At 70.7% G+C, this 23,855-nt stretch carries 22 protein-coding genes; 13 read left to right on the top strand and 9 right to left on the bottom strand.

Going from position 1 to position 23,855, the window contains the following annotated elements; genetic code table 11:
- Positions 1–329 precede the first annotated feature (329 nt).
- Together G3I56_RS05050 and G3I56_RS05045 are read left to right on the top strand one after the other, a co-directional pair.
- Positions 330–1,211 (top strand): metallophosphoesterase, encoded by an 882-nt coding sequence (locus G3I56_RS05050; protein ID WP_164407511.1) that lies wholly within the window; start codon positions 330–332, stop codon positions 1,209–1,211.
- Between the two features lie 85 nt (positions 1,212–1,296).
- Positions 1,297–1,968 carry an O-methyltransferase gene (locus G3I56_RS05045; RefSeq protein WP_164407509.1) on the top strand — a complete coding sequence of 224 codons (672 nt, stop codon included), beginning with the start codon at positions 1,297–1,299 and terminating at the stop codon, positions 1,966–1,968.
- 35 nt (positions 1,969–2,003) lie between these two features.
- On the opposite strand, the gene G3I56_RS05040 is transcribed toward G3I56_RS05045, so the two are convergent.
- Positions 2,004–2,396, bottom strand: coding sequence for an FHA domain-containing protein (locus G3I56_RS05040; RefSeq protein ID WP_164407507.1), 393 nt, complete (start codon positions 2,394–2,396; stop codon positions 2,004–2,006).
- Positions 2,397–2,552: 156 nt separating this feature from the next.
- Here G3I56_RS05040 and G3I56_RS05035 point away from each other — a divergent pair, with 156 nt between their 5' ends.
- Positions 2,553–2,966, top strand: coding sequence for a DUF1992 domain-containing protein (locus G3I56_RS05035; RefSeq protein ID WP_164407505.1), 414 nt, complete (start codon positions 2,553–2,555; stop codon positions 2,964–2,966).
- 56 nt (positions 2,967–3,022) lie between these two features.
- On the opposite strand, the gene G3I56_RS43600 is transcribed toward G3I56_RS05035, so the two are convergent.
- Both G3I56_RS43600 and G3I56_RS05025 read right to left on the bottom strand, forming a co-directional pair.
- On the bottom strand, positions 3,023–3,925 hold the full coding sequence (locus G3I56_RS43600) for a hypothetical protein (RefSeq protein ID WP_239134713.1): 903 nt from the start codon (positions 3,923–3,925) through the stop codon (positions 3,023–3,025).
- A 5-nt stretch (positions 3,926–3,930) separates the two neighbouring features.
- On the bottom strand, positions 3,931–4,530 hold the full coding sequence (locus G3I56_RS05025) for a hypothetical protein (protein WP_239134712.1): 600 nt from the start codon (positions 4,528–4,530) through the stop codon (positions 3,931–3,933).
- Between the two features lie 166 nt (positions 4,531–4,696).
- Here G3I56_RS05025 and G3I56_RS05020 point away from each other — a divergent pair, with 166 nt between their 5' ends.
- On the top strand, positions 4,697–5,272 hold the full coding sequence (locus tag G3I56_RS05020) for a GNAT family N-acetyltransferase (protein WP_164407502.1): 576 nt from the start codon (positions 4,697–4,699) through the stop codon (positions 5,270–5,272).
- Here G3I56_RS05020 and G3I56_RS05015 read toward each other — a convergent pair.
- Positions 5,265–7,322 (bottom strand): MFS transporter, encoded by a 2,058-nt coding sequence (locus G3I56_RS05015; protein ID WP_164407500.1) that lies wholly within the window; start codon positions 7,320–7,322, stop codon positions 5,265–5,267. The two genes, G3I56_RS05020 and G3I56_RS05015, sit on opposite strands and share 8 nt — an antisense overlap.
- Positions 7,323–7,520: 198 nt before the next feature.
- Here G3I56_RS05015 and G3I56_RS05010 point away from each other — a divergent pair, with 198 nt between their 5' ends.
- Positions 7,521–8,528: a peptidoglycan-binding protein gene (locus G3I56_RS05010; protein ID WP_164407498.1), complete on the top strand. Its 1,008-nt coding sequence runs from the start codon at positions 7,521–7,523 to the stop codon at positions 8,526–8,528.
- Positions 8,529–8,834: 306 nt separating this feature from the next.
- Here the strand turns inward: G3I56_RS05010 and G3I56_RS05005 are convergent, their stop codons facing one another.
- Entirely contained in the window at positions 8,835–9,506 is a 672-nt protein-coding gene (locus tag G3I56_RS05005; protein WP_203689211.1) for an HAD family hydrolase, read from the bottom strand.
- A gap of 176 nt (positions 9,507–9,682) precedes the next feature.
- A complete protein-coding gene (locus G3I56_RS05000; RefSeq protein WP_164407496.1) occupies positions 9,683–10,264 on the bottom strand; it encodes a TMEM165/GDT1 family protein in 582 nt (193 codons plus the stop codon).
- Between the two features lie 375 nt (positions 10,265–10,639).
- On the opposite strand from G3I56_RS05000, the gene G3I56_RS04995 reads away from it, so the two are divergent.
- From G3I56_RS04995 to G3I56_RS04970, 6 genes are all read left to right on the top strand, one after another.
- The gene (locus tag G3I56_RS04995; protein WP_164407494.1) at positions 10,640–11,284 is read left to right on the top strand and encodes an HNH endonuclease family protein; all 645 of its coding nucleotides are present in this window, start codon (positions 10,640–10,642) and stop codon (positions 11,282–11,284) included.
- 124 nt (positions 11,285–11,408) lie between these two features.
- Positions 11,409–13,091 (top strand): alkaline phosphatase D family protein, encoded by a 1,683-nt coding sequence (locus G3I56_RS04990; RefSeq protein WP_164407493.1) that lies wholly within the window; start codon positions 11,409–11,411, stop codon positions 13,089–13,091.
- Positions 13,092–13,228: 137 nt separating this feature from the next.
- On the top strand, positions 13,229–15,244 hold the full coding sequence (locus tag G3I56_RS04985; RefSeq protein WP_164407491.1) for an FAD/NAD(P)-binding protein: 2,016 nt from the start codon (positions 13,229–13,231) through the stop codon (positions 15,242–15,244).
- 107 nt (positions 15,245–15,351) lie between these two features.
- Entirely contained in the window at positions 15,352–15,792 is a 441-nt protein-coding gene (locus G3I56_RS04980) for a DoxX family protein (protein ID WP_164407489.1), read from the top strand.
- A 242-nt stretch (positions 15,793–16,034) separates the two neighbouring features.
- On the top strand, positions 16,035–16,661 hold the full coding sequence (locus G3I56_RS04975) for a VTT domain-containing protein (RefSeq protein WP_164407487.1): 627 nt from the start codon (positions 16,035–16,037) through the stop codon (positions 16,659–16,661).
- A gap of 332 nt (positions 16,662–16,993) precedes the next feature.
- Complete coding sequence (locus G3I56_RS04970) at positions 16,994–18,985, top strand: ricin-type beta-trefoil lectin domain protein (RefSeq protein ID WP_164407485.1); 1,992 nt, start codon at positions 16,994–16,996, stop codon at positions 18,983–18,985.
- A 148-nt stretch (positions 18,986–19,133) separates the two neighbouring features.
- Here the strand turns inward: G3I56_RS04970 and G3I56_RS04965 are convergent, their stop codons facing one another.
- Positions 19,134–19,391: a DUF2277 domain-containing protein gene (locus G3I56_RS04965; RefSeq protein ID WP_164407483.1), complete on the bottom strand. Its 258-nt coding sequence runs from the start codon at positions 19,389–19,391 to the stop codon at positions 19,134–19,136.
- Positions 19,392–19,537: 146 nt separating this feature from the next.
- On the opposite strand from G3I56_RS04965, the gene G3I56_RS04960 reads away from it, so the two are divergent.
- On the top strand, positions 19,538–20,485 hold the full coding sequence (locus G3I56_RS04960) for a 2-dehydropantoate 2-reductase (RefSeq protein ID WP_164407481.1): 948 nt from the start codon (positions 19,538–19,540) through the stop codon (positions 20,483–20,485).
- Positions 20,486–20,622: 137 nt separating this feature from the next.
- Complete coding sequence (locus tag G3I56_RS04955; RefSeq protein WP_164407479.1) at positions 20,623–20,964, top strand: hypothetical protein; 342 nt, start codon at positions 20,623–20,625, stop codon at positions 20,962–20,964.
- A 32-nt stretch (positions 20,965–20,996) separates the two neighbouring features.
- Here G3I56_RS04955 and G3I56_RS04950 read toward each other — a convergent pair whose 3' ends face one another.
- Both G3I56_RS04950 and G3I56_RS04945 read right to left on the bottom strand, forming a co-directional pair.
- The gene (locus tag G3I56_RS04950; protein ID WP_164407831.1) at positions 20,997–22,589 is read right to left on the bottom strand and encodes a serine/threonine-protein kinase; all 1,593 of its coding nucleotides are present in this window, start codon (positions 22,587–22,589) and stop codon (positions 20,997–20,999) included.
- Positions 22,590–22,725: 136 nt separating this feature from the next.
- Positions 22,726–23,814: a DUF6215 domain-containing protein gene (locus G3I56_RS04945; protein WP_164407477.1), complete on the bottom strand. Its 1,089-nt coding sequence runs from the start codon at positions 23,812–23,814 to the stop codon at positions 22,726–22,728.
- Positions 23,815–23,855 lie beyond the last annotated feature (41 nt).

Raw genomic sequence — 23,855 nt, 5'->3', positions numbered from 1 at the left:
GCCGTGCAGGCCTCCTGCCCTGTCTGCCCCGTATGCACTATGAACACCTTGGGCACCATTTGCCCCATGCGTATCATCCTGTACGAATCCCCCAGGGATCGCACCGCCCCTGTTGTGGGACGCGGGAAACCCCCGCTTCACCTGAGGGACCCCGGCCATTCGTCCGGTCTTTCGTTCGGTCGACGATAGTCGGCCCGAGGTACGGTTCCGGTCCCCGGTCGCGGCGCGGACCGCGCGGCGGCGGTGAACCGGCCGCTTTCCGGCCGGATCGGACAATGTCCGCCCGAAAGCGACCGTGGCCTGTCGTGGCCCGGAGTAGCGTCGCCGGGATGCGGATACTCCATCTCTCCGACATCCACATCAACCACGCCGGCGCGCCCAACCGCCACGGCGTCGACACCACCGGGTCACTGCGCGGGATGCTCGCCGACGTCCGGGGTCTCATGGGCCTCGGGGCCGTCGTCGCCAGCGGGGACCTCGCGGACAGCGGGGCGCCCGAGGAGTACGCGGTCGTACGGGACCTCGTGGGCACGTTCGCCCGGGAGCGGGGCATCCCGGTGTTCTGCACGACCGGCAACCACGACGAGCGCGGAGCCTTCGCGAAGGCACTGGGCAGCGGTCATCTGGACCCGGCGGGCGGGGACCGCGCCGACTCCCGGCTCACTTCCGCCGAGGGCGAGTTGGCGGCGTCGAGCACGGTGGACGGGCATCGGATCGTCACGCTCGACTCGCTCGTCCCGGGCAAGGTGTACGGATACCTCGGCGCCGCCCAACTCGACTGGCTGCGCGAGCTGTTGCGCACCCCGACGCCGCACGGCACGACTGTCGTCCTGCACCATCCGCCGGTCACCCTCGACAACGCGCTCCAGCGGGCGCTGGGGCTGGCCAACCCGGCGGACCTGGCCGACGCGGTCCGGGGCAGCGACGTACGGCTGATCCTGTGCGGCCACTTCCACCTCCAGATCATGGGGTATCTGGAGTCGGTGCCGGTGTGGGTGACGCCGGGAGTGTTCAACCGGATCGACCTGACCGGCCCGGCGGGCACGGAGCGGGCGGTGCGCGGGGCCTCGGCCACGCTCGTCGACCTGGGCTCGCCGCACGGCCCGCTGTTCCATACGCTGCACGCCCGCGATCCCCGGGCCGGTGAGACGGTCTACGAGATCGACGCGGCGCGGATCACCGACGTCGTCGCCCGTGAGGGCTACAAATAGCCGCGCCACAGCCCACGGGGCTACGAAAGACTCGGCACGCACTTCGCACCTCACACCCCGGTCACGAACGGAAGGTACGGCTCACATGAGCGAGTCCCAGCGCTGGGAAGACGTCGACGACTACTTCACCGACCTCCTGGCCCCGGCCGACGAGGCCCTGGAGGCGGCCCTGCGCGACAGCGACGCGGAGGGGCTGCCGCACATCAACGTCGCCCCGAATCAGGGCAAGCTGCTCCAGCTCCTCGCCCAGATCCAGGGCGCCCGCCGCATCCTGGAGATCGGCACGCTCGGCGGCTACAGCACCATCTGGCTGGCCCGCGCGCTCCCGGCCGACGGCAGGCTGATCACCCTGGAGTACGACGCGAAGCACGCCGACGTCGCCCGCCGCAACCTCGCCCGGGCCGGCCTCGACGGCATCACCGAGGTGCGGACGGGCCCCGCCCTGGAGACGCTGCCCAAGCTGGCCGACGAGAACCCCGGGCCGTTCGACCTGGTCTTCATCGACGCAGACAAGGCCAACAACCCGCACTACGTGGAGTGGGCCCTGCGGCTGACCACCACGGGCAGCCTGATCATCGTCGACAACGTGGTGCGCGGCGGCGCGGTGACCGAAGCGGACTCCGCCGACCCGGGCATCCGGGGCACCCGCGCCGCCCTCCGGCTCATCGCCGAGCACCCGAGGCTGAGCGGGACGGCGGTGCAGACGGTGGGCAGCAAGGGGTACGACGGCTTCGCGCTGGCGAGGGTCGTGGCGTAGCCGGGGCCCTCACCTGGCTTCAACCCTCGGGGACCTCAACCCTCGTGATAGAAGCCCACGTTGACGCTGCGCGGCCCGGTGCGGTCCTGGACGATGATCTCGCCGGAGCCGCCCCGGGGCAGCGCCACGCTTCCTCCGTACGGCACGGTCTGGGCGTACTCGCCCACCACCAGCCGGACTTCGGAGGACGGGTCGGGCTGGGAGCCCTGCAGCCAGGAGAGATGCCAGGTGCCGTCGGGGCCGCAGAGGAACTCCAGGTGGACCCGTGAGACGAACAGCCAGTCGTCGGGGGTCACGAGACGGCACACTGCCTTGTCCCGGCCCACCCGCATCATGGCCCCCGGTTCGCTGGGCGCCTCGGCCATGAGCATGCCGGCCGTGGCGCCGGCGTCCGTCCCGGAGACGGTGGCCATGGTGAGTTCGAGCACGTGCGCTCCTTCTGAACGGTCACCGAGGGTGACCCGACCGGTCCTCGCGGAACAGCCGTTGCTGAACAGTCCCTGTACGGCAGCCATGTTGCCGTACGACGCCGCATGATAAATCGCCCGATCGTCGGGGTGGGCAAGGTCCGGCACAATGGACACATGACCGAACGCAAGCCGCCCGGTGTGAGTTTCGAGTCCTGGATCGACCGGCAGATCCGCGAGGCGGAGGCGCGCGGGGAGTTCGCCGGGCTTCCCGGTGCGGGCAAGCCGCTGTCCGACGGTCCTGACACGTCGTACGACGAACTGTGGTGGATCAAGCAGAAGATGGCCCGCGAGGGGCTGTCGTTCCTGCCGCCGACGCTGGCCCTGCGCAAGGAGGCGGAGGACGCGCTGGCGGCGGCGCGCAAGGCCCCCTCCGAGGGGGCGGTCCGCCGGATCGTGACGGAGATCAACGTCAAGATCCGCGACATGATGTTCAGGCCGCCGCCCGGCCCCCCGCTGGGTCTCAAGCCGTACGACGTCGACGACGTCGTACGGGAGTGGCGGGAGGCGCGGGCGGATCAGGCGGAGTAGCCGGGCGGTGCGCAGCCCTCAGCCGTGTGCCGGGGCCTCAGCGGTGTCGCGGGGCCTCAGCTGCGCAGCAGCCGGTCCGCCAGTTCGCGGTAGTCCCGCATGGCGAGACGGAGCCGCTCGGTTTCGCCGCCGGTGTCGTTGGCGCCGGTGGACTGCAGGGTCGCGCGCACGGTACGGCGGCTGCGTGCCACCGCCTCCGTGAAGCGCTCGGTGATCTCCTCCAGTACGCGGTCGGCCTCCTCGACGGACTCCTGGGGGCCGTCCACGAAGCCGGTGACGGCGTGCTGGAGCCGCAGCGTGAGCTTGTCCCGCTCGTCCTGCGCGAGCAGCGCGACCCCGTGGGACGACTGCCCCTCGTGGGAACGGGTGGGAACGGGCGCGGAGCCGGGCGGCCGAACGGCGGCACCATCGACCGGATTCCTGCCGTCCGACCTCTCGACGGCCGCCCGTTCACCGGCCGACTTCCTGACATCGGACCGTTCGGCGCCCGACCTCTCGGTGGCCGACCGATCGCCGGCCAGCCCCTCGCGGCTCGCCCTCTCACCGGTCAGCCTGCCGCCGTTCGACTTCTCGGCGGCCGACCGCTCGCCGGTCAGCCGTTCACCGGTCGCACTCGTGGTGCCCGACTTCCCGGCAGCCGACCTGTCGCCGGGCATGCCTTCACCGGTCAGCCGCTCGCCGCCCGGCCGCTCGCCGACGGCCTTCTCGCCGGACAGGCTTCCGTCGGCCGCACTCGTGGTGCCCGGCCTCTCGGTGGCCGACCGTTCGCCGACCTGCCTCTCGGCGCCCGACCTCTCGCCGACGGCCCGCTCGGTGCCCGCCCTGTCGGCGCCGGACCGGTCGGTGGTCGCCTTCCCATCTGTCGCCCGCTCGGCGGCCGACCTCTCCGCGGCCAACTTCTCCGGATCCAGCCTCGTGGTCTCCGGCTTCGTCGTGTCCCGGTTGCTGTTGTCCGTCATGTCCGTCAACTTCCCTTCAGCTGAAGCTTGTTGAGTCGCGACTTCGACTTCGGCCGAGGCCGCTCCCCTTCGTCGACCAGGTCGTCGAAGAAGGCGCGGGCCTCGATCATCGCCGTGCGCATGTCCTCCGTATCGGCCCGCTCCTCGTGGGCCGCGCTGTGCACGCGCCGGTAGCCGTGCACAAGTTCGGCGTGATGCACCGAGAGCGCGGCGAACTGCTCCTCGTACTCGCCGCCGACGGGGAAGCCACGGGCACCGGCCAGCTCACTGAGGAGCAGGTCGGCATCGGCGACCGCCTGGTGCGGCGACTCGACGAACTGTTCCTGGGCGGCCGCCCAGCGGGCCGTGAACCGTTCGCGCTCGGCGGGCTCCAGCGGCTGTTCCCGCAGGTCACCGTGGCGTTCGAGGCGCTCGGCGAGTTCGTTGTCGGCTGCCTTGGTGTCGCCGCCGTGACGGGAGAGGACCCGGTCGTACTCGGGTCCGAAGTGCCGTTTCAGGTTGCGTGGGCCGTGCGCGCCGGCGGCCCGCCGGTTCAGGGCGACCGCGCCTATGACGACGGCCGCGACAATGAGCAGGATCAGAACGATGAGCACTCCTGTGGACATGAACGCCTTCCGGATTTCTCGACCGACTTGTCGACCGACCCGACCGACGGTCCGAACAGGGCGGTCACAGTCCCGAGTTGCCCCGAAGTCGCTCCCCAAACAGCCCGGGGCGGGACTCGCAGGTCACGCATATCCGGTTGCGCACCCACCGGGGCCGCTCCCGAGAATGCGGGTCATGACCTGGATCATCACCCCGGAACCCTTCGACTCCCCTGTCGCCGCCGCGCTCTGGCGGGCGTACTACACGGAGGTCAGCGACCGCTGGTACCTCCTGCACCAGGGCCGGCGTACGGACCCCGATGAGCTGGAAGGCGGGGTCGCGGCCGACTCGGGCGCCGAACTGGCGCCGCCGGACGGCCAGTTGCTCGTCGCCCGGTACGACGGTGAGCCGGCCGGCAGCGCGGGCGTACGGCTCCTCGACGCCACGACCGGTGAACTGACCCGGGTCTTCGTGTACGAGGGGATGCGGGGGAAGGGCGGCGCCGCGCTCCTCGTGGCCGCGGCGGAGGACGCTGCACGGGCCCTCGGCGCCCGCCACCTGGTCCTCGACACCCGCTCCGACCTGGTCGAGGCACGCGCCCTGTACGCACGCCTGGGCTACACGGAGACCGAGCCCCACAACGACGACACCTACGCCGAGCACTGGTTTCGCAGGAGCCTGGACGACGACCAGAAGAAAGACGATCAGAAGAAGGACGGGCGGGAGAGGGACGATCAGGGCAGGCCGGAACGCGTCAACTGAGCCTGTCCGCCGAGCCGTTGTGCGGCTGTTCCGCGTCCGAGCCGCACAGCTCCTCGTTCAGCAGTTTCACCAGCTGGACCAGGTCGGTGGGCCGGTCCGGGCCCCACCAGTCGCCCAGCAGCTCGGCCAGGGACTCCTCACGGGCCCGCGCCAGCCGTTCGGCGGCCTCGCGGCCCTCGTCGGTGAGGATCATGTCGAGGCCCTCGCGTACGGCGAGCCGACGTTCCTCGATCTGCCGGGCAGCCTTGATGATCACGACCGGCGGTACGAGAGTGCGCTCGGCCAGCACCGCGGGCTCCGCCCAGCCGTACCGCCGGATGCGCAGCAGCAGCCAGCTCGCCGCCGGGTACAGGTCGAGGCCGGCCCGTACGGTGATCGTCCGGTAGATCTCGCGACGCCCCTCGCGGGTGCCGAGCACGGACAGCGCGCGGCACACCTCGTCGTACGACGACCGCTGGACCGGGTTGCTGGCCAGGGTCTCCGTGACGTCGGGCGCGGTCACCGAGCCGCGCAGCCGGTCCTCGCGCAGGAACCAGGCGAGGACGAAGCCGAGAAGGGCGACGGGGGCGGCGTACAGGAAGACGTCGGTGATGGCGGACGCGTAAGCGTGCAGCGCGGGCGGGCGCAGGGCCTCGGGGAGGGCGGCGATGCCGCGCGGGTCGGACTCCAGCGCGTCCGCCGAGACCCCGGCGGGCAGTTGGACGCCCCGGAAGGCGTCCGTGAGCTTGTCGCCGAGGCGGCCGGCGAAGACCGTACCGAAGACGGCCACGCCGAAGGATGCGCCGATGGAACGGAAGAAGGTGGCGCCGGAGGTGGCGACGCCCAGATCCTCGTACGAGACGGCGTTCTGCACGATCAGCACCAGGACCTGCATGACCAGGCCGAGGCCCATACCGAAGACGAGGAAGTAGGCGCTCATCTCGGCGGTGGAACTGTGCTCGTCGAGCCGGTGGAGCAGGAGGAGGCCGAGGGCGGTGACGCCGGTGCCCGCGATGGGGAACACCTTCCAGCGGCCCGTGCGGCTGACGATCTGGCCGGAGACGGTGGAGGCGAGAAGCAGGCCGAACACCATCGGCAGCATGTGCACGCCCGACATGGTCGGCGAGACGCCCTGGACGACCTGGAGGAACGTCGGCAGATAGGTCATCGCGCCGAACATGGCGAAGCCGACGATGAAGCTGATGACGGCGCTGAGGGTGAAGGTGCGCAGCCGGAAGAGTTTCAGCGGGAGGACGGGTTCGGCGGCCCGTCGCTCGACGGCGACGAAGGCGAAGGCGAGGACGACCCCCAGCACGGCGAGGCCCACGATCCGCGCCGAGCCCCAGCCCCAGGAGGCGCCGAGGGAGGTGACGAGGATCAGACAGGTGGCGACGGAGGCGATGAGCAGGGTGCCCAGGTAGTCGATGACGTGCCGTGCGGACCGGCGCGGGATGCGCAGGACGGTCGCGATCACGGCGAGGGCGACGGCTCCGACGGGGAGGTTGACGTAGAACACCCAGCGCCAGCTGAGGTGTTCGGTGAAGAGCCCGCCGAGCAGCGGCCCGAGCACACTGGTCGCGCCGAAGACGGCACCGAACAGGCCCTGGTAGCGGCCTCGTTCACGCGGCGGGACCAGATCCCCCACGATCGCCATCGACAGCACCATCAGCCCGCCGCCGCCGAGCCCCTGCAACGCCCGGAATCCGATCAGCTGGGGCATGTTCTGCGCCATTCCGCACAGCGCGGAGCCGATCAGGAAGATCACGATCGCGGCCTGGAACAGGCGCTTACGACCGTACTGGTCGCCGAGTTTGCCCCAGAGGGGGGTCGCCGCGGTCGACGCGAGCAGATAGGCGGTGACCACCCATGACAGGTGATCCATTCCGCCCAGATCGCTGACGATGGTCGGCAGCGCGGTCGACACGATGGTCTGGTCGAGGGCCGCGAGCAGCATGCCGAGCAGCAGGGCACCAATGGAGACGAGGACGTTCCCGGGCACGTGTTCGGGCCCGGGAGCCGCCGGTCGCCCGTCCGCGACATCCCCCGTCCTGCCGTGCGCTTCCCCGGCCATGAAGCCCTCCCGTGAAGTCCTTCTGTGACTCTTGTGACACCCCCATCGTGGTCGGTGTGACCGGTTATGGCCTGTCGAATCCTCACGAGATTCGACGGAAGCCCGGATTCCGGGGGCTTCCGGGAGAAGGTGTGAAGAGGCTTTGGATAACCTCTGAGATTCGTACGGGGGTTCGTACGCGGAAGGAACCGACGCGCAGTGAACGATCCAAAGGGGCACGTGTGTCCGGAGTGCGGCGCGCCCCGGGGAGCCGACAACACGCCCTCCTGCGCCTGCACCGAACGCGCCGCCGACGCCCACCTCGAAGCACGCACGGCGGAGGCCGCGGCGGCGGAGGACTTCGACCCCCTGCGCATACGCCCGTACGTGGAACTGACGCCGGAAACCTCCGCGTCGCCCGAGCATCCGGCCCCTGACCAGGCAGCCGGGGCCACGATGCCGATACCGGCGGTCCAGGAGACCGGCTGGGGGGCGGACGAGGCCGCGACCACCGCGATACCGGCGATTTGGCACCCCTCGGACGACCCCACCCACCCCGGCGACCCCGCCGACCCGGCCGACCCCACCCACCCGGCCGATGACGAGCTGCCGAGCGTTTCGGGCCGCCGCCCCCGGGTCCTTCTCCTCGGTGCCGCCGGAGCGGTCGTCGTCGTACTGGCGGCGGGCGGACTCGTGGGCGGGATGTTCACGTACGACAAACCGGACCGGAACAACACGGCCGCCCAGGAAGTCCGGGAGAGCGTGCCGGCGGCGACGACCAGCGCGGCGTCCCCGACACCGTCCAGCAGTCCTACGCCGTCGGCGTCACCGTCACCCACTCCCACCCCCACCCCGTCCCGCAGCGCGACCCCGACCCTCTCGCCCACACCGGCGGCCCCTTCCGCGGCCCCGTCCAGGTCGGCCACCCCGACCCAGGCAGCGTCGACCGCCCAGGCCACCGGCACGATCACCCCGGCTCCCGGCGGCGACGACAAGGAAACCGCCCCTGTCCTGCGCCTCGGGGACCGCGGCGACGAGGTCCTCGAACTCCAGCTGCGGCTACGCCAGTTGGCCATCTACCTCAACGACACGGACGGCGTCTACGACGACAACGTCGTGACCGCGGTGACCACGTACCAGACGACGCGGCGCATCAACGCGGAGGAACCGGGCGTGTACGACCGGACAACGCGGGAGCGGTTGGAGTCGGAGACGACGGAACCGTAGGGCTGCGCAGGCTCGGCGGGGCATCCGGCACCGGTGTCGGCGTGAACGTCACTGAGGGCTGCGCCCCCAGACCCCGCTGTCGGCCCTGAACGGGCCTCGTCCTCAAACTCCCCCAGAGGGGGGACCCCCAGACGGGCTGGAAATGCGGGCCGGCGCTGAAGCGGTGCTGACCGGACCGCAGAAGCAGCACGGGCAAGGGAGCGGGCGAGTGCCTTAACTACCGCCCGGCACCAAGCAGTTCAACGCCGCCTGGCAATCACGCCGAGACGGGTGGGTGGGTGGGTGGGTGGGAAACAAGGCCCGAGCTCAAACCCCGCCCGGGCCGAAACCCACCCGCAGCTCCCCGCCCCCCACGGAAGTGACCCGCACCCCCACCAGATCAGGTACCAACACATCCGGCCGGTGCCAGTGGGCCCGCGGCCCAACCCCCACCACACGCATCCCCGCCGCACGCCCCGCCGAGATCCCGGCCCCGGAGTCCTCGAAGACGACACAGTCGGCGGGGTCGACCCCCAACTCGGCCGCACCCTTCAGAAACCCCTCGGGATCCGGCTTGCTCGCGCCGACGGACTCCGCGGTGACGCGAACGTCGGGCAGCCCCAGCCCCGCCGCACCCATCCGCGCGGTCGACAGCGCGACGTCGGCGGAGGTCACCAGCGCGTGCGGAAGCCCGTGCAGGGACGCCAGGAACCCGACGGCACCCGGTATCGCGACGACACCGTCCAGGTCGGCCGTCTCCTCGGCGAGCAACCGCGCGTTGTCGGCGTAGTTCTGCTCCACAGGCCGGCCAGGCAGCAGCACCGCCATGGAGGCGTACCCCTGCCGTCCATGCACCACCTTCATGACCTCGTCGCCGTCCAGCCCGTGCCGGTCCGCCCACCGCCGCCAGACGCGCTCGACGACGGCATCCGAGTTGACGAGGGTGCCGTCCATGTCGAGAAGAAGGGCGCGGGCGGTGAGCACGGTGGTGGCCGTCATCGGCAGGCTCCAAGGAACAGGTACGGGACCAAGGCGGCCCCGCCCGCCGGTCAGGGAAAACGGGCGGGAGCCACTTTGTTCCTACACGGTACAAAAGAAACCGCGCCTCCCGCCACCGCCTTGGCCAATCGTTCACCGACCGGCCACTTCCCAGGCGGCCCCACCCACACCACCACCTACCCGGTCACCGCCTCCCAGAGACTCCACACCCCGAGCCCCAGCATCAGCATCGCCGCGACCTTGGTGATCAGCTCCAGCGGCACCCGCTTCATCAGCGCCCGGCCCCCCACGATCCCGAGCCCCGCGACCGCCCACAACGCGAGCACCGCACCGAGGCCGACCGAGAGCGGATCGTCGTAGCGGGCGGCGAGGTTGGCCGTCATGATCTGCGTGAGATCGCCGAACTCGGCGACGAGGATGAGCATGAAACCCGCCCCGGAGACCTTCCAGAAGGACTGGTCCTCGGGCCGCCGCACCTCCCCCTCGTCCTCGCCCTTCTTCAGCAGCAGCACGGCGGCCCCGCCCAGGAAGAGCACACCGGTCAGCGCGTGGAGAAGCTGCTGCGGCAGCAGCGTGAGAACGCTGCCCGCCGCGACGGCCAGCGCGACATGGACGGCGAAGGCCGCGGCGACGCCCGCGAAGACGTACGAGGCGCGGTAGCGGGTGCCGAGGACGAGCCCGGCGAGGGCGGTCTTGTCCGGGAGTTCGGCCAGGAAGACGACGCCGAAGACGAGCGCCATGACACTGAAGCTGATCAAGGTTCCTCAATCGGTCGGGGCTGCCCCACCGAGAGTGCGACGACTGCACGTCTACCGCGCTGCGACACCTCGGCACGGCAGCACACGTGACACGTAAACACGTATGTGCTGCTCTGCCGAAGGTCTCGCTGGCCGATCCCCGCACAGCCTGTGCGGGACCTGCCTCCGGGCGCCGGCTCAGACGAGCTGAGCAGTATGTCGACGGTCCGGCGAAGAGCTACTCCCCTTCTGCACCGACCACAATAACCGACCCGCAGGGTTGTTATGTCATGCACACGTCACTAGCTTCTTACCGATCGCACATCTCACGGCAATGAAGCGACGCGACGATTCACTCGCTCGCGCTCAACACCCCCATCCCCCGAGGGAGTTCGCATGCCGAAGTTCTACGCGCGTCGACGGCTCAGCATACTCGCGGCGCTCACCGGACTCATAGCCTCGGTCGGACTTTTCAACGGTCCGACCGCCTCCGCCGCTCTCCCCACCCCGGTCAGCGCCGCCACCGCGCGCACCTACCTCGCCTCGCTCACCGTGGCCACCGAGGTCCGGACCGGCTACGACCGTGACCTGTTCCCCACCTGGATCACCATCAGCGGCACCTGCAACACCCGTGAGTACGTCCTCAAGCGGGACGGTACGAACGTCGTCACCAGCTCCGCCTGCGCCGCCACCAGCGGCAGCTGGTACTCCGTCTACGACGGTGCCACCTGGACCGCCGCCTCCGACCTGGACATCGACCACCTCGTCCCGCTCGCCGAGGCCTGGGACTCCGGCGCCCGCAACTGGACCACCGCCCAGCGCCAGGCCTTCGCCAACGACGTCACCCGGCCCCAGCTCATCGCCGTCACGGACAACGTGAACCAGCAGAAGAGCGACCAGGACCCGGCCGAGTGGATGCCCCCGGTCAGCTCGTACGCCTGCACGTACGTCCGCGCCTGGGTCCAGGTGAAGTACTACTACGACCTCTCGATCGACTCCGCCGAGAAGACCAAGCTGAGCTCGGTCCTCAGCGGCTGCTGATTAACTGCACCATGCACGGAACCTCCCCGCCCTCCTTCGTCGTTCCGTACCGTACGGGGCGACGTCGGAGGGCGAGCCGAAGTGGCGCGCCCTACCATGAAAATGGAAAGGGTCGGGAGATCACGTGGCGACACTTCGCCTGGGACCGCTACTGAGGTACGCCGACAGTTCGTCCGCGACCGTCTGGGTCGAGGCGAGCCGTCCTTGCACCGCCGAGGCGCGCTGCGCGGACGGCGTCGGCGGTGAGACCCGCACCTTCCAGGTCGCGGGGCACCACTACGCGCTGATCCCGGTGACCGGCCTCACCCCGGGCACGACGACCCCGTACGAGGTGCTGCTGGACGGCGTCCGTGTGTGGCCGCTGCCCGACTCGCCCTTCCCGCCCTCCGTCATCCGCACCCCCGAGGTCAGAGCGGGCGAGGGAACCGGCGAAGGAGCGAGTGAAGGAGAGGGCGACGCGTTCCGGGTCGCCTTCGGGTCCTGCCGCTGGGCGGCGCCGGCCGCCGACGAAAAGGACCCGGTGGGCGCGGACGCCCTGGACACCCTGGCGGCGCGTATCGCGGCCGACCCCACGGCCGAACGCCCGGACGTCCTCCTCCTGTTGGGCGACCAGGTGTACGCCGACGAGGTGTCCGACGCGACCCGCGACTGGCTGGCCTCCCGCCGCGACCTGTCCGAACCGCCGGGCGCCGAGGTCGCGGACTACGAGGAGTACACGCACCTCTACTACGAGTCCTGGCTCGACCCCGAGATCCGCTGGCTCCTCTCCACCGTCCCCAGCTGCATGATCTTCGACGATCACGACGTCATCGACGACTGGAACACCAGCGCCGCCTGGCTGGCCGACATGCGGGAGACGCCGTGGTGGCGGGAGCGGCTGCTGAGTGGCCTGATGTCGTACTGGGTGCACCAGCACCTGGGCAACCTCGCCCCGGCCGAGCTCGCCGCCGACCCGCTCTACGCGGCCGTACGCGAGAGTGCCGACGGTACGGACGCCGTGCGCGCCTTCGCCTCCCGGGCGGACGCCGACCCGGCCTCGGTCCGCTGGAGCTACCGGCGCGACTTCGGCCGTACACGGCTGCTGATGGTGGACAGCAGGGCGGCCCGGGTCCTCGACGAGGACGAGCGCGCGATGCTGGACCCGGGCGAGGAGGCCTGGGTGCGGGAACAGGCGCTGGCCGATCCCGGCAGTTACGACCACCTCCTCATCGGTACCTCGCTCCCCTGGCTGCTGCCGCACCTCGTGCACGACGCCGAGGCGTGGGACGAGGCCCTGTGCCGGGGCGAACGGGGCGCGCGCTGGGCCCGGTTCGGGGAGAAGCTGCGCCGCGGGGCCGACCTCGAACACTGGGCGGCCTTCAGCACCTCGTTCACCGCCCTGGCCGACCTGATCGCGGAGGCCGGCTCGGGCCCCGGGGCGCCGGCGACGGTGCTGGTCCTGTCGGGAGACGTCCACCACGCGTACGCGGCCGAGCCCACCTGGCCCGAGGCAGCCCGCCCGGACGCCCGCGTCTTCCAGCTGACCTGCTCCCCCGTCCACAACGCCATCCCCCTCTACATCAAGGTCGGCTTCCGCCTGGGCTGGAGCGGCCTGGGCCGCGCCCTGGGCCGCCGCCTCGCCCGGCACGGCCGGGTCCCGCGGCCACCGGTCACCTGGCGCAAGACGGACGGCGGCCCCTGGTTCGGCAACATGCTGATGACCCTGACCCTGCACGGCCGTTCGGCCCGGCTGCGGCTGGAACGGGCGCAGGGGCAGAAGGACGGCGCCCGGCTGGAGACGGTCATGGAGTCGCAGCTGAGCGGGTGAGGCATCCCACACCGGCGGCGAGCCTCGTTGCCGGTGTTCGGTTCGTGTGGGAGCCGACGGCATGATGAGACGGACCGTCCGCTTCCGGTTGACGGTTCGCTGCCAACGCGCCCCACACGCACGGGAGTTCCCCCACCATGTCGCCAACGCCCGTCGAGCCGTCCAGGACCGCCTCCGGGATCACGCCCGGACCCCTCTCCGTGTCCGTGGCCCTGGTCGGTGCCGGGCCGCGCGGCACCAGCGTGCTGGAACGCCTCTGCGCCTCCGCTCCCGAACTCCTGCCGCCCAGGGCCCGGTTGACCGTCCACGTCGTGGATCCGGCGCCGCCGGGCGCCGGGCAGGTCTGGCGCACCTCGCAGTCGCCCCGGCTGCTGATGAACACCGTGGCCTCCCAGGTGACCCTCTTCACCGACGACAGCGTGGACTGCTCGGGCCCGATCCGGCCGGGCCCGAGCCTGTACGAGTGGGCGCACAACTCAGCTGGCACAGAGGGCAAGCTGGGTCCGGACGACTATCCGACCCGCGCCCACTACGGACGTTACCTGGAGTGGGTGTTCGCGAAGGTCGTGCGTGAGGCACCGCCCGCCGTGAGCGTCCGGACCCACCGGGCACGCGCGACCCGCCTCGACGACGCCCCCGACGGCAGCCAGATCCTCACCCTCACGGACGGCCGCACCCTGTCCGCCCTGTCCGCCGTCGTCCTCGCCCAGGGCCACCTCCCTCTCGTCCCGGACGACGAGCAGCGACGCCTCGCCTCGTACGCCGGTCGGCGCGGCCTGTGCCACATCCCGCCCGCCAACCCGGCCGACGTCGACCTCTCCCCGCTGGCCCCCGGCGAACCGGTCCTGCTGCGCGGCCTCGGCCTCAACTTCTTCGACCACCTGACCCTCCTGACGACGGGCCGCGGCGGCCGTTTCGTGCGGAACGCGCCCAACTCCGCTGCGGGCGCGCTGCGTTATCTGCCCTCAGGACGTGAGCCGCGGCTCTACGCGGGTTCGCGGCGCGGTATCCCCCACCAGGCGCGCGGCGACAACGCGAAGGGCCCGTACGGCAGGCACACCCCGCTCGTCCTCACCGACGAGGCGATCGCCTGCTTCCGCAAACGCGCCGACTCCGGCGAGGCACCCGACTTCCGCACGGAGGTATGGCCGCTGGTGGCGAAGGAGGTCGAGACGGTCTACTACGAAACCCTGCTGCGGACGCGGGAGTTGACGGACCGCCCGCTCGACGGTTTCCGGGACCGCTTCCTCGCCACCCCGCACCGCGACCCTCAGGAGACGGCCGTACTCGACGAGTTCGGGGTGCCGGAGGCCGACCGCTGGTCCTGGGAGCGGATGTCACAGCCGTACACCGGGCAGGTCTTCCCCGACGCCGCGGCCTGGCGGACCTGGTTGCTCGCCCACCTCCACGAGGACGCCGCCCAGGCCGCATTGGGCAATGTCGACGGGCCCGTGAAGGCGGCCCAGGACGTACTGCGCGACCTGCGCAACGAGTTGAGGCTGGTCGTCGATCACGCCGGGCTGCCGGGCGGCTCGCGCCGGGACCACCTGGACCGCTGGTACACCCCGCTGAACGCCTTCCTGTCCATCGGGCCGCCCCGGCGCCGCGTCGAGGAACTGGCGGCGCTGGTGACGGCCGGAGTGGTGGAGATACTCGGGCCCCGGCTGGAGGTACGGGCCGAGGACGGGGCCTGGGTGGCGCACTCCCCCGACGTGCCGGGCTCCGCCGTACGCGTGACCTCACTCATAGAGGCACGGCTGCCGGAGGCGGACCTCCGCCGCACGGCCGACCCGCTCCTCGCCCGACTGCTGAGGACGGGCGAGGCGCGGCCCCACGTGATCGACGGCTACGAAACCGGCGGGCTGGACGTGACACCGCGTCCGTATTTCCTGATGAACCGTCAAGGACGGCCTCACGCAAGGAGGTTGGCGTTCGGTGTGCCCACGGAGGGCGTGCACTGGGTGACGGCGGCCGGGGCCCGCCCAGGCGTGGACTCGGTCACATTTTCGGACGCGGATGCGGTCGCGCGGACGGTGCTACGGATGACCCCAACAGCCTCTCCACGTGCGGAAATCGGCGAATCGGAACGGCAAGCGGAGGCTCATCGGCAGGCAGAGCAGTGGCCAAATGTTGAACTTGCAAGCGTTGATTAAGCGACCCTACGGTGGGTTACCCGCTCGGTTCCGCCCCCGGACCGATCCGTCCGCAGTTCCCGAAAATTTTCGGACGGAACGATCCCGACCGAAGGAGACACCCCCACATGTCCGCTCGCCTCAACAACGCTCAGCCCTACGCCATCGGCCTCTTCAGGATCGTGGTCGGCCTGCTCTTCGCCTGCCACGGCGCCCGTTCGCTCTTCGGCGTCCTCGGCGACGAGCCGGCCGTGGCGGCCGGCACCTGGCCCGGCTGGTACGCGGCCGTGATCGAACTGGTCGGCGGCACCCTGGTCATGCTGGGCCTCGGTACCCGCGCCGCCTCGTTCATCGCCTCGGGCGCTATGGCGTACGCGTACTTCGACGTGCACCAGCCGAGCGCCCTCATGCCGATCGAGAACCAGGGTGAACTGGCCGCCGCGTTCTGCTGGGCGTTCTTCCTGCTCATCTTCACCGGCTCGGGCGCCTTCGGCCTGGACCGGTTGTTCGCGAAGCGCTCGTCGGGCGCGGCGAAGGAGTCGCGGGAGAAGACCCCGGTAGCCGCCTGATCCAGCCGAACCGGCTGATCCGGCTGATCCGTCGCTCGTTCGTACGCCGGTGCCCATCCCCGCATCCCGGGGGTGGGCACCGGCGTACGTCAGGGTGAACATCGTGTGCCGAACACCTGCGCCCCAGTGGATCTCCTGTCAGACCCCCCGCGTACGCTGTATGGCTGTCACACGCCGCCCGCCGCTCCCCCGCGAGGTAGCGGCACGGATCGGGCCGACGGGGGAGTTTCGGGGAGTCTGCGGTGCTTGAGAGTGTGGGGTCCCTGACCGGGACTCCGTGGATCTACGCCCTGGTGGGTGTGTCCGTCCTGTTCGACGTCCTGGTGCCGGTGCTGCCGAGCGGCGTCCTGGTCATCACGGCCGCCACGGCAGCCGCCGCCGGTTCGGGCGCGGCCACCGGACAGGTACCGCAGGAGGTCCCCGACATCCTCGCGCTCACCCTGTGCGCGGCGACCGCATCGGTCCTCGGCGACCTGGTGGCGTACCGGCTGGCCTGGCACGGCGGGGCCCGGCTGGACCGCGCCATCGCCCGCTCCCGGCGCCTGACCAGCGCGCAGGAACGTCTCGGCCAGGCCCTCGCGCACAGCGGCGGCATCCTGGTCGTCGTCGCCCGCTTCGCCCCGGCCGGCCGCTCGGTCGTCTCCCTCGGCGCGGGCGCCGCCCACCGCCGGGTCGGCGAGTTCCTCCCCTGGTCCATCGTGGCCGGCCTGGCCTGGGCCGCGTACAGCGTCGCCCTCGGCTACTTCGGCGGCCAGTGGCTGGGCGCGACCTGGCTGGCAACGGGCGTATCGGTGGCGGCCCTCTTCGGAGCGGGCGCGGGCGCGGCCTTCCTGATGCGTCGGCCTCGGGTGACGGGCGCGCCCGGATAGGCGGCGCCGTACGCAAGGGCACCTGTTATCGGGGGCCGAGGAGTCGCGCCCCGACAGGGGCGCGGGGCTGTGTCATTTTGCGGCTCCGCCGCGGGGCGCGACAAGCCACAGCGAGCGGGCACCCGCCACCGATCAGCACCCCCCGAGCTCACAGGCGCCCCAACCCCCGCCCGAAATCCCCCGGTTGGGAAAACCCCTTCTGTCACATCCGTTGACTTAACCCTCCCGTCGCTCTAATTTCAGCCCGCCCCCTCGTTCGGTTCGCCGATCGCGGTTCGAAATATCGACCAACTCTCCGGGAATCGCAACGCCGCGCCCCGGAAAGGAGCCGCATGTACCCCCCGCCGCGCTCATCCCTCTTCAGGCGCACCGCCATCCGCGCCCCCGCCCTGGCCACCGCGGCGACCGCCGCCCTCCTCTTCGCCCAGCCACAGGCCGAAGAAACCGGAGCGACCCCCCTCGACAACACCGCCCCCGTCGCCGCCTCCACGCGCCAGATACCGGTCCCCACCGCCCCCATGGGCTGGGCCTCCTGGAACAGCTTCGCGGCGGTCATCGACTACAGCGTGATCAAGGGCCAGGTCGACGCGTTCGTCGCCTCCGGGCTGCCCGAGGCGGGCTACAAGTACATCAACATCGACGAGGGCTGGTGGCAGGGCACCCGGGACAGTGCCGGCAACATCACGGTCGACGAGTCCGAGTGGCCCGGCGGCATGAAGGCCATCGCCGACTACATCCACAGCAAGGGCCTCAAGGCCGGCATCTACACCGACGCGGGCAAGGACGGCTGCGGCTACTACTTCCCGACGGGCCGCCCCGCCGCCCCGGGCAGCGGCAGCGAGGGCCACTACGCGCAGGACATGCTCCAGTTCTCCACGTGGGGCTTCGACTTCGTCAAGGTCGACTGGTGCGGCGGTGACGTCGAAGGGCTCGACGCGGCGACCACGTACAAGTCGATCAGCGACGCGGTGGCGACCGCGTCCGCCACCACCGGGCGCCCGCTCACCCTCTCCATCTGCAACTGGGGCTACCAGAACACCTGGAACTGGGCCCCGGGCCTCGCCCCGCTGTTCCGGACCAGCACCGACATCGTCTACTGGGGCAACAACCCCTCGATGACGAACATGCTGTCCAACTACGACCAGGGCCTGCACCCCACCGCCCAGCACACCGGCTACTACAACGACCCGGACATGCTGATGGTCGGCATGACCGGCCTCACCGCCGCCCAGAACCGCACCCATATGGGTCTGTGGGCCATCTCCGGCGCCCCGTTGCTCGCCGGCAACAACCTCTCGACGATGACCGCCGAGTCCGCCGCGATCCTCAAGAACCCCGAGGTCATCGCCGTGGACCAGGACCCGCGCGGCCTCCAGGGCGTCAAGGTCGCCGAGGACACCACGGGCGCGCAGGTCTACGGGAAGGTGCTGGCCGGCACCGGCAAGCGTGCCGCCGTGCTCCTCAACCGCACCTCCTCCGCCCAGAACATCACCGTCCGCTGGGCCGACCTCGGCCTGACGAACGCGTCCGCGACCGTCCGCGACCTGTGGAGCCGCACGAACATCGGCTCGTACGCCACCGGCTACACCACCAGCGTCCCGGCCGGCGGCTCGGTCATGCTGACGATCACCGGCGGCACGGAGGCCGCGAGCAGCGCGTACGAGCCCGCCTCAGCCGGCAGCTACACCGCCGTGAGTGCGGCGAACACGGGTGTCGCGGTCGCCGACTTCACGTACACGAACGACACGAGCACCGCCCGTACGGCGACCCTCAAGGTCAACGGCCAGACGGCGACCACGGTGTCGTTCCCGCCGACCGGCTCGACCCCGGGCACGATCTCCGTCCAGGTCGCCCTGTCCAAGGGCGCCGCCAACACGCTCGCGGTCACCAACGGCCCGACCCTGGGCACGCTGACCGTCCAGCCGGTCCCCGGCACGAACGGCAACCTGATCGTCGGCAAGCAGTCCGGGCGCTGTGTGGACCTCTTCAACAGCACGATCACCAACGGCACCCAGGCCGAGCTGTGGGACTGCAACGGCGGCTCCAACCAGGCGTGGACGTACACCTCCCGCAAGGAACTCGTGGTGTACGGCGACAAGTGCCTGGACGCCTACGACAGTGGCAAGACCAACGGCACGAAGGTCGTCATCTGGGACTGCCACGGCGGAAACAACCAGAAGTGGAACGTCAACACCGACGGCACGATCACGAACGTCAACGCGGGCATCTGCCTGGACGCGTACGGCGCGGCCACGGCCAACGGCACACAGCTGGTGCTGTGGGCCTGCGGCACGGGCGACAACCAGAAGTGGACGGTCGGATAGAGGTTCACTGGCTCAGTGACCTAGAGGTTCATAGGCTCAGTGACCTAGAGGTCCAGAGGGTCGGTGGCTCAGTGGCTCAGTGACCTAGAGGGTCGGTGGCTCAGCCAATCACCTCGCAGCCCAGCCCAGCCCAGCCGGGCGCGCGTTCTCAGGACGCGTGCCGGGCTGTCGTCGTACCACCGCCTCCGCCCCCGCCTCCGCCACGCACCTCGATGCCGGCGAGCAGTTCGGCCGTGGCCGCCGCGATGACATCGACGGCGTGTTCGAAAACCTCGCGGTTGTGGGCGGCCGGTGCCCGGAAGCCGGAGACCTTGCGGACGTACTGAAGGGCGGCGGCCCGGACCTCCTCCTCGGTGGCCTCTTCGGGGAGTACGGGCGGACGAAGGGTCTTGATGCTTCGGCACATGACTCCAGTCTCGCGCGTACCCGGCGATCCGCGCCGCCCGCATGCTGAATACCGAATGGGGAGTGCCCTACGTCCGTACCGGCTGCGATCATGCTCAGCGAAGCGGCCACCTGTCAGGGGCCGACCGACGAGAGGTTCGATCAGCCATGCACACGAACACACCCGCGGGCGTACGCCAGGACACGCTCACCTTTGCCGTACTCGGTCCCGGAGGCGTCGGCGGCCTCCTCGCCGCCCTGCTCTCCCGGGCCGGCCACCGCGTGCTCTGCCTCGCCGGGGACGACACCGCGCGGACGCTGCGCGAGGGCGGAATCCGCGTCCGCAGCGGCCTGTTCGGCGAGTTCACGGCGAAGGTGGACGCGGTGCCCGCGCTGCCGGAGGAGGCATCGGGCCCCCTCGGCGGAGTCGACGCCGTACTCGTCACCGTCAAGCACACGAACCTCGACGCGGCCCTGTCCCGCGTCCCGGCGAAGGCGCTGGGCGACGCCCTGGTCGTACCGTTCCTGAACGGCGTCGAACACCCGGCCGCACTGCGCGCCCGCTACGGCGACGACCGTGTCGCCCCGGCCGTGATCCGCGTCGAGTCGACCCGTACGGCACCCGGCGTGATCGAACACGCGAGCCCCTTCGCGGAGATCGACCTGGCCGGCGACCCGGTACCGCGTGAGCGTCTCGCCGCACTGGCCGCCGCCTTCACGGCCGCCGGACCGGCCACCCGCGTCCTGCCCGACGAGGCGGCGGCACTGTGGGCGAAGATGTCGTTCCTCGCCCCCTTCGCCCTGCTGACCACGCTGTACGGGCTCCCGCTGGGCGACGTCCGCATCCGCCACCGCGACGAGCTGACCGCCCTGGTCGAGGAGACGGCGGCGGTGAGCCTGGCCTGCGGCGGCCCGGCGGACCCCGCCCAGGCCCTGGCCCGCTACGACGCCTTCCCCCCGGCCACCAGGTCGTCGATGCAGCGCGACGCCGAGGCGGGCCGCCCGCTGGAGCTGGACGCGATCGGCGGAGCGCTGCTGCGCGCGGCCGAACGGCACGGTGTGGACGTACCGGTGGCCACACGGGTGGTACGGGAGCTGGCGGCCGGGGACCGCTGACCGTTCCCCCCGACACAGCCCGGCTCAGCCCGGCTCGGTTCGACACAGTTCGCCACGGTCACTCGTTCGCGTGAAGACAGGGAGGAAGTCCCCTGAGGAACTCGCATCTCAAATTCGAACAGGCGTACCATTAGCGCGTGGCGACGACCTATGACTTCCCGAGTGACCTCCTGGCCGGTCAGGAGGAGCTGCATCAGGTCCGGGCCGAGCTGTCCGCCCTCCTGAAGCGGCTCCCCTGGTCGGTCGAGCCGCTGGACGGTTTCAGTGACACCGGCGGCTGGCGCAAGGTGGAGCGCCCCGCGTCGCCGGGCTGGTCGGCCGACGAACAGGCCGAGGTGGAGAAGCTGCGGCGGCGGGAGCACGAGCTCGCGGTGTTCGTGAGCGGCCACCGCTTCTGGGCCGAGGTCACGGGAGCGGACCGGGTGGACGCACGTACGCGGCTCAAACACGCGCATGAAGCCACGGAGGACAAGGCCTGAGGCCTGCCGCCTGGGGCCTGCGCGGCCCGGCCTCAGGAAGTCGGGGCGGACGCGGACGTGACGCGGAAACCTTCCCGCACCCGGTCGAAGACCGGCCGGTAGACGTCCCAGTCCTTCTCGGGCGCCGAGACGTAGATGTCGTACTCCCGGCCGCCCCCCTGCCCGAAACCGAGGTTGATGGCGTGGAAGACGCGCGCCCGGCCCTCGATGGTGAACTCCCAGATGGCGGCTTTCTGGCCCCGGTACGTCGTGCGCTGCATGTAGAGCTTGCGGTACCTGCCCCCGGGGTAGTTGAGCTTCGTGTTCGCCTCGATGTCCTTGAAGTGCGCCAAGGTGTCACCGGCCGGGTCCACCATGCCGATGTTAAGGCTGACCAGGCGGGTCTCGTCGATGTAGACGACCCCGTCGGACTTCCGCTTGTCGAGCGTCCAGCCGTCCGGCACCGGGAAGGCGACGCCGAGCGCCTTCTCCGTGACCAGGTGGTAGCCGTCGGGGACGGGTGAGGGCGCGTAGGTCGTCGGGGTGTGGCTCGTCGCCGAACCCGCGCTCTGCGTGTCCTTGCCGGACGAGTTCACGTAGTAGATGCCGCCCGCCGTGCCCCCGGCGATCAGGATCACCGCGACCGCGCTCCAGAGGACGGTACGGCGGCCATGCCCACCCCGAGACGGTCCGGGAGCCGCCTTCTCCGTGCCGGTCCTCCTCCGCGTGCCGCCGGTGCGGTCGGGATCCGGGAGCCGCCCCGGTGTCGATGACGCAACGGACGCCGTCCACGCGCGCGGCACCGTGTCCTCGGTCACCGACCGCAGCGCCAGTTCTGTCTCCTCCGCCGAGGGCCGCTCGGCCGGGTCCTTGGCCAGCAGCGCCGTGATCAGCGGCTCCAGCGGGCCGGCCTGCTTCATCGGTTCAAGGGGTGCGGTGACGATGGAATACGCCGTCTCGACCGGCGTGAGCCGGCGGAACGGCGGCTGCCCCTCCACCGCCTGGTAGAGGGTCGCGCCGAGCGCCCAGAGGTCGGAGGCGGGGCCGGGGGTGTCGCCCTGGATGCGCTCCGGTGCCATGAAGTCGATGGAGCCGACGATCTCGCCGGTCCGGGTGAGGGTGCTGGTGCCGGTCGCCGTGGCGATGCCGAAGTCGGTGAGGACGACCCGGCCGCCCTCGGTGAGCAGGACGTTGCCCGGCTTGATGTCACGGTGCAGTACGCCGGCCTCGTGGGCGGCCCGCAGCGCGGCGACCATGCCCCGGCCGACGCGGGCGGCCTCCTCGGGAGAAACGGTTCCGCCGCTCTTGAGCAGGGCGCCCAGCGTGGTGGAGGGCACGTACTCCATGACGATGCACGGCAGCCCGTCGTCCTCGACGACGTCATGGACGACGACCACGTTCGGGTGTGCGATCCGGGCCGCGCTCTGCGCCTCGCGGCGGGTGCGCTCGTACATCAGGGCCAGTTCGTCGTCGTCGAACCGCGAGTCCTCGTGCAGACGCTTGAGCGCGACCCGGCGGTTGAGCATCTCGTCGGCGGCCAGCCAGACCGTGCCCATGCCGCCCCGGCCGATCTGCTCGGTCAGCCGGTACCGCCCGGCAATGAGCCGTCCCTCGTCCGACACGTCCGACACCGCAAACCTCTCCATCACACCGGCAAGCTGTGGCTCACGATATCCGGCGCACATGTGGGGCCGAGCCGAAGGTCGCGCTCACCACACCTCGTCACTCGAAGTGGCCCCTCGGCGAAACCGCCGGGGGCCGCTCGTCCGGTCCTGCGGTGTCCTATCGAACAGGCCGTTCGGGGAGCGTCGGAAGAACCTTCTCGGCGATGTCCCGGAGAGCGCTGTCGTCCGGGAGGGCTCCGGTGTCGCTCCACACGGTGATGTCGTAGTAGCCGCCCCGGTCGGCGCGGTCGAGAGCCACGGTCAGCGTCCTGGCCAAGGGGCCGTTCTCGACCGGTCTGGCGGAGTTGCCGCCCCCGAAGTTGATCTCGATCTTCATCGTGTGATCCGAGTAGAGGACAGCGGGCCGACCGAGAACCGTGAGGGTCTCGATGTCCTGCTCACTCCCGTACTTCATCAGCTTCACGTACTGGTCGGTCGTCATGTCGTTGTACGTGGCCAGGAGATTCACGCTGTACGTATCGAACGCGACCTGGGCCTCCGGCGCGGCTACCTTCTCATCCGTCAAGGGAGCGGTGTTGTTGCTGCCGGAAGCCGTGGTCACGGTCTCCTCGGGGGTTCCGAGGAGCGTGGCCAGGTCCGGCCGGTTGAGCGCCTCGCACAGCTCCTCGCCGGTCGCGGGCCGGGGCGTCTCCTCGTAGACCTTCGGCAGCTCCTCGCGTTCTTCGTCCGAACACGAGGCGGGCTGTGCGGTGTTGTTGGCGTTGTCGGACGGCAGAACGTGGGGGCTCACCCACACTACGGCTGCGATCACCCCGAACACGGCCACGGCTGCGACGGCCTGACCCCACTCACTGGGCTCCTTCTCCGGAGTGCCCGGACCGGGAGACAGCCCGGCCGGGGCCTGGGACGGAGCGGAGGCCGGGACCGGGACGGAGGCCGGGACCGGGGCCGGGACGGGAGCAGAGGCCGAGACCGGAGCCGAGGCCTGGACCTGGGCGACGGCAGCGACCACCGTCCCGGGCACGGAGACCGCCGGACTCGGGTTGCGGCGTGCGCGCAGGGCCCTGACCACCCTGTAGACGCTGATCGCGGCGACCAGGAGGAACACCGCGCCGATACCGGCCGCGGCCAGATCCTGATCACGGACAGCCATATACATGATGCGCACGCCAAAGACGAACCCGATCACGACGAGCAGGGGCTCGCGGACCCAGAAGGGCAGGCGACGGATGAGGAAACCAAGCATCCCGTGATCACACCATGACAAGTGCGCATTGACCATGTGGA

The organism is Streptomyces sp. SID12488 (assembly GCF_010548275.1).
Lineage (GTDB): Bacteria > Actinomycetota > Actinomycetes > Streptomycetales > Streptomycetaceae > Streptomyces.
This window is presented reverse-complemented; position numbering and strand designations above follow the sequence as displayed.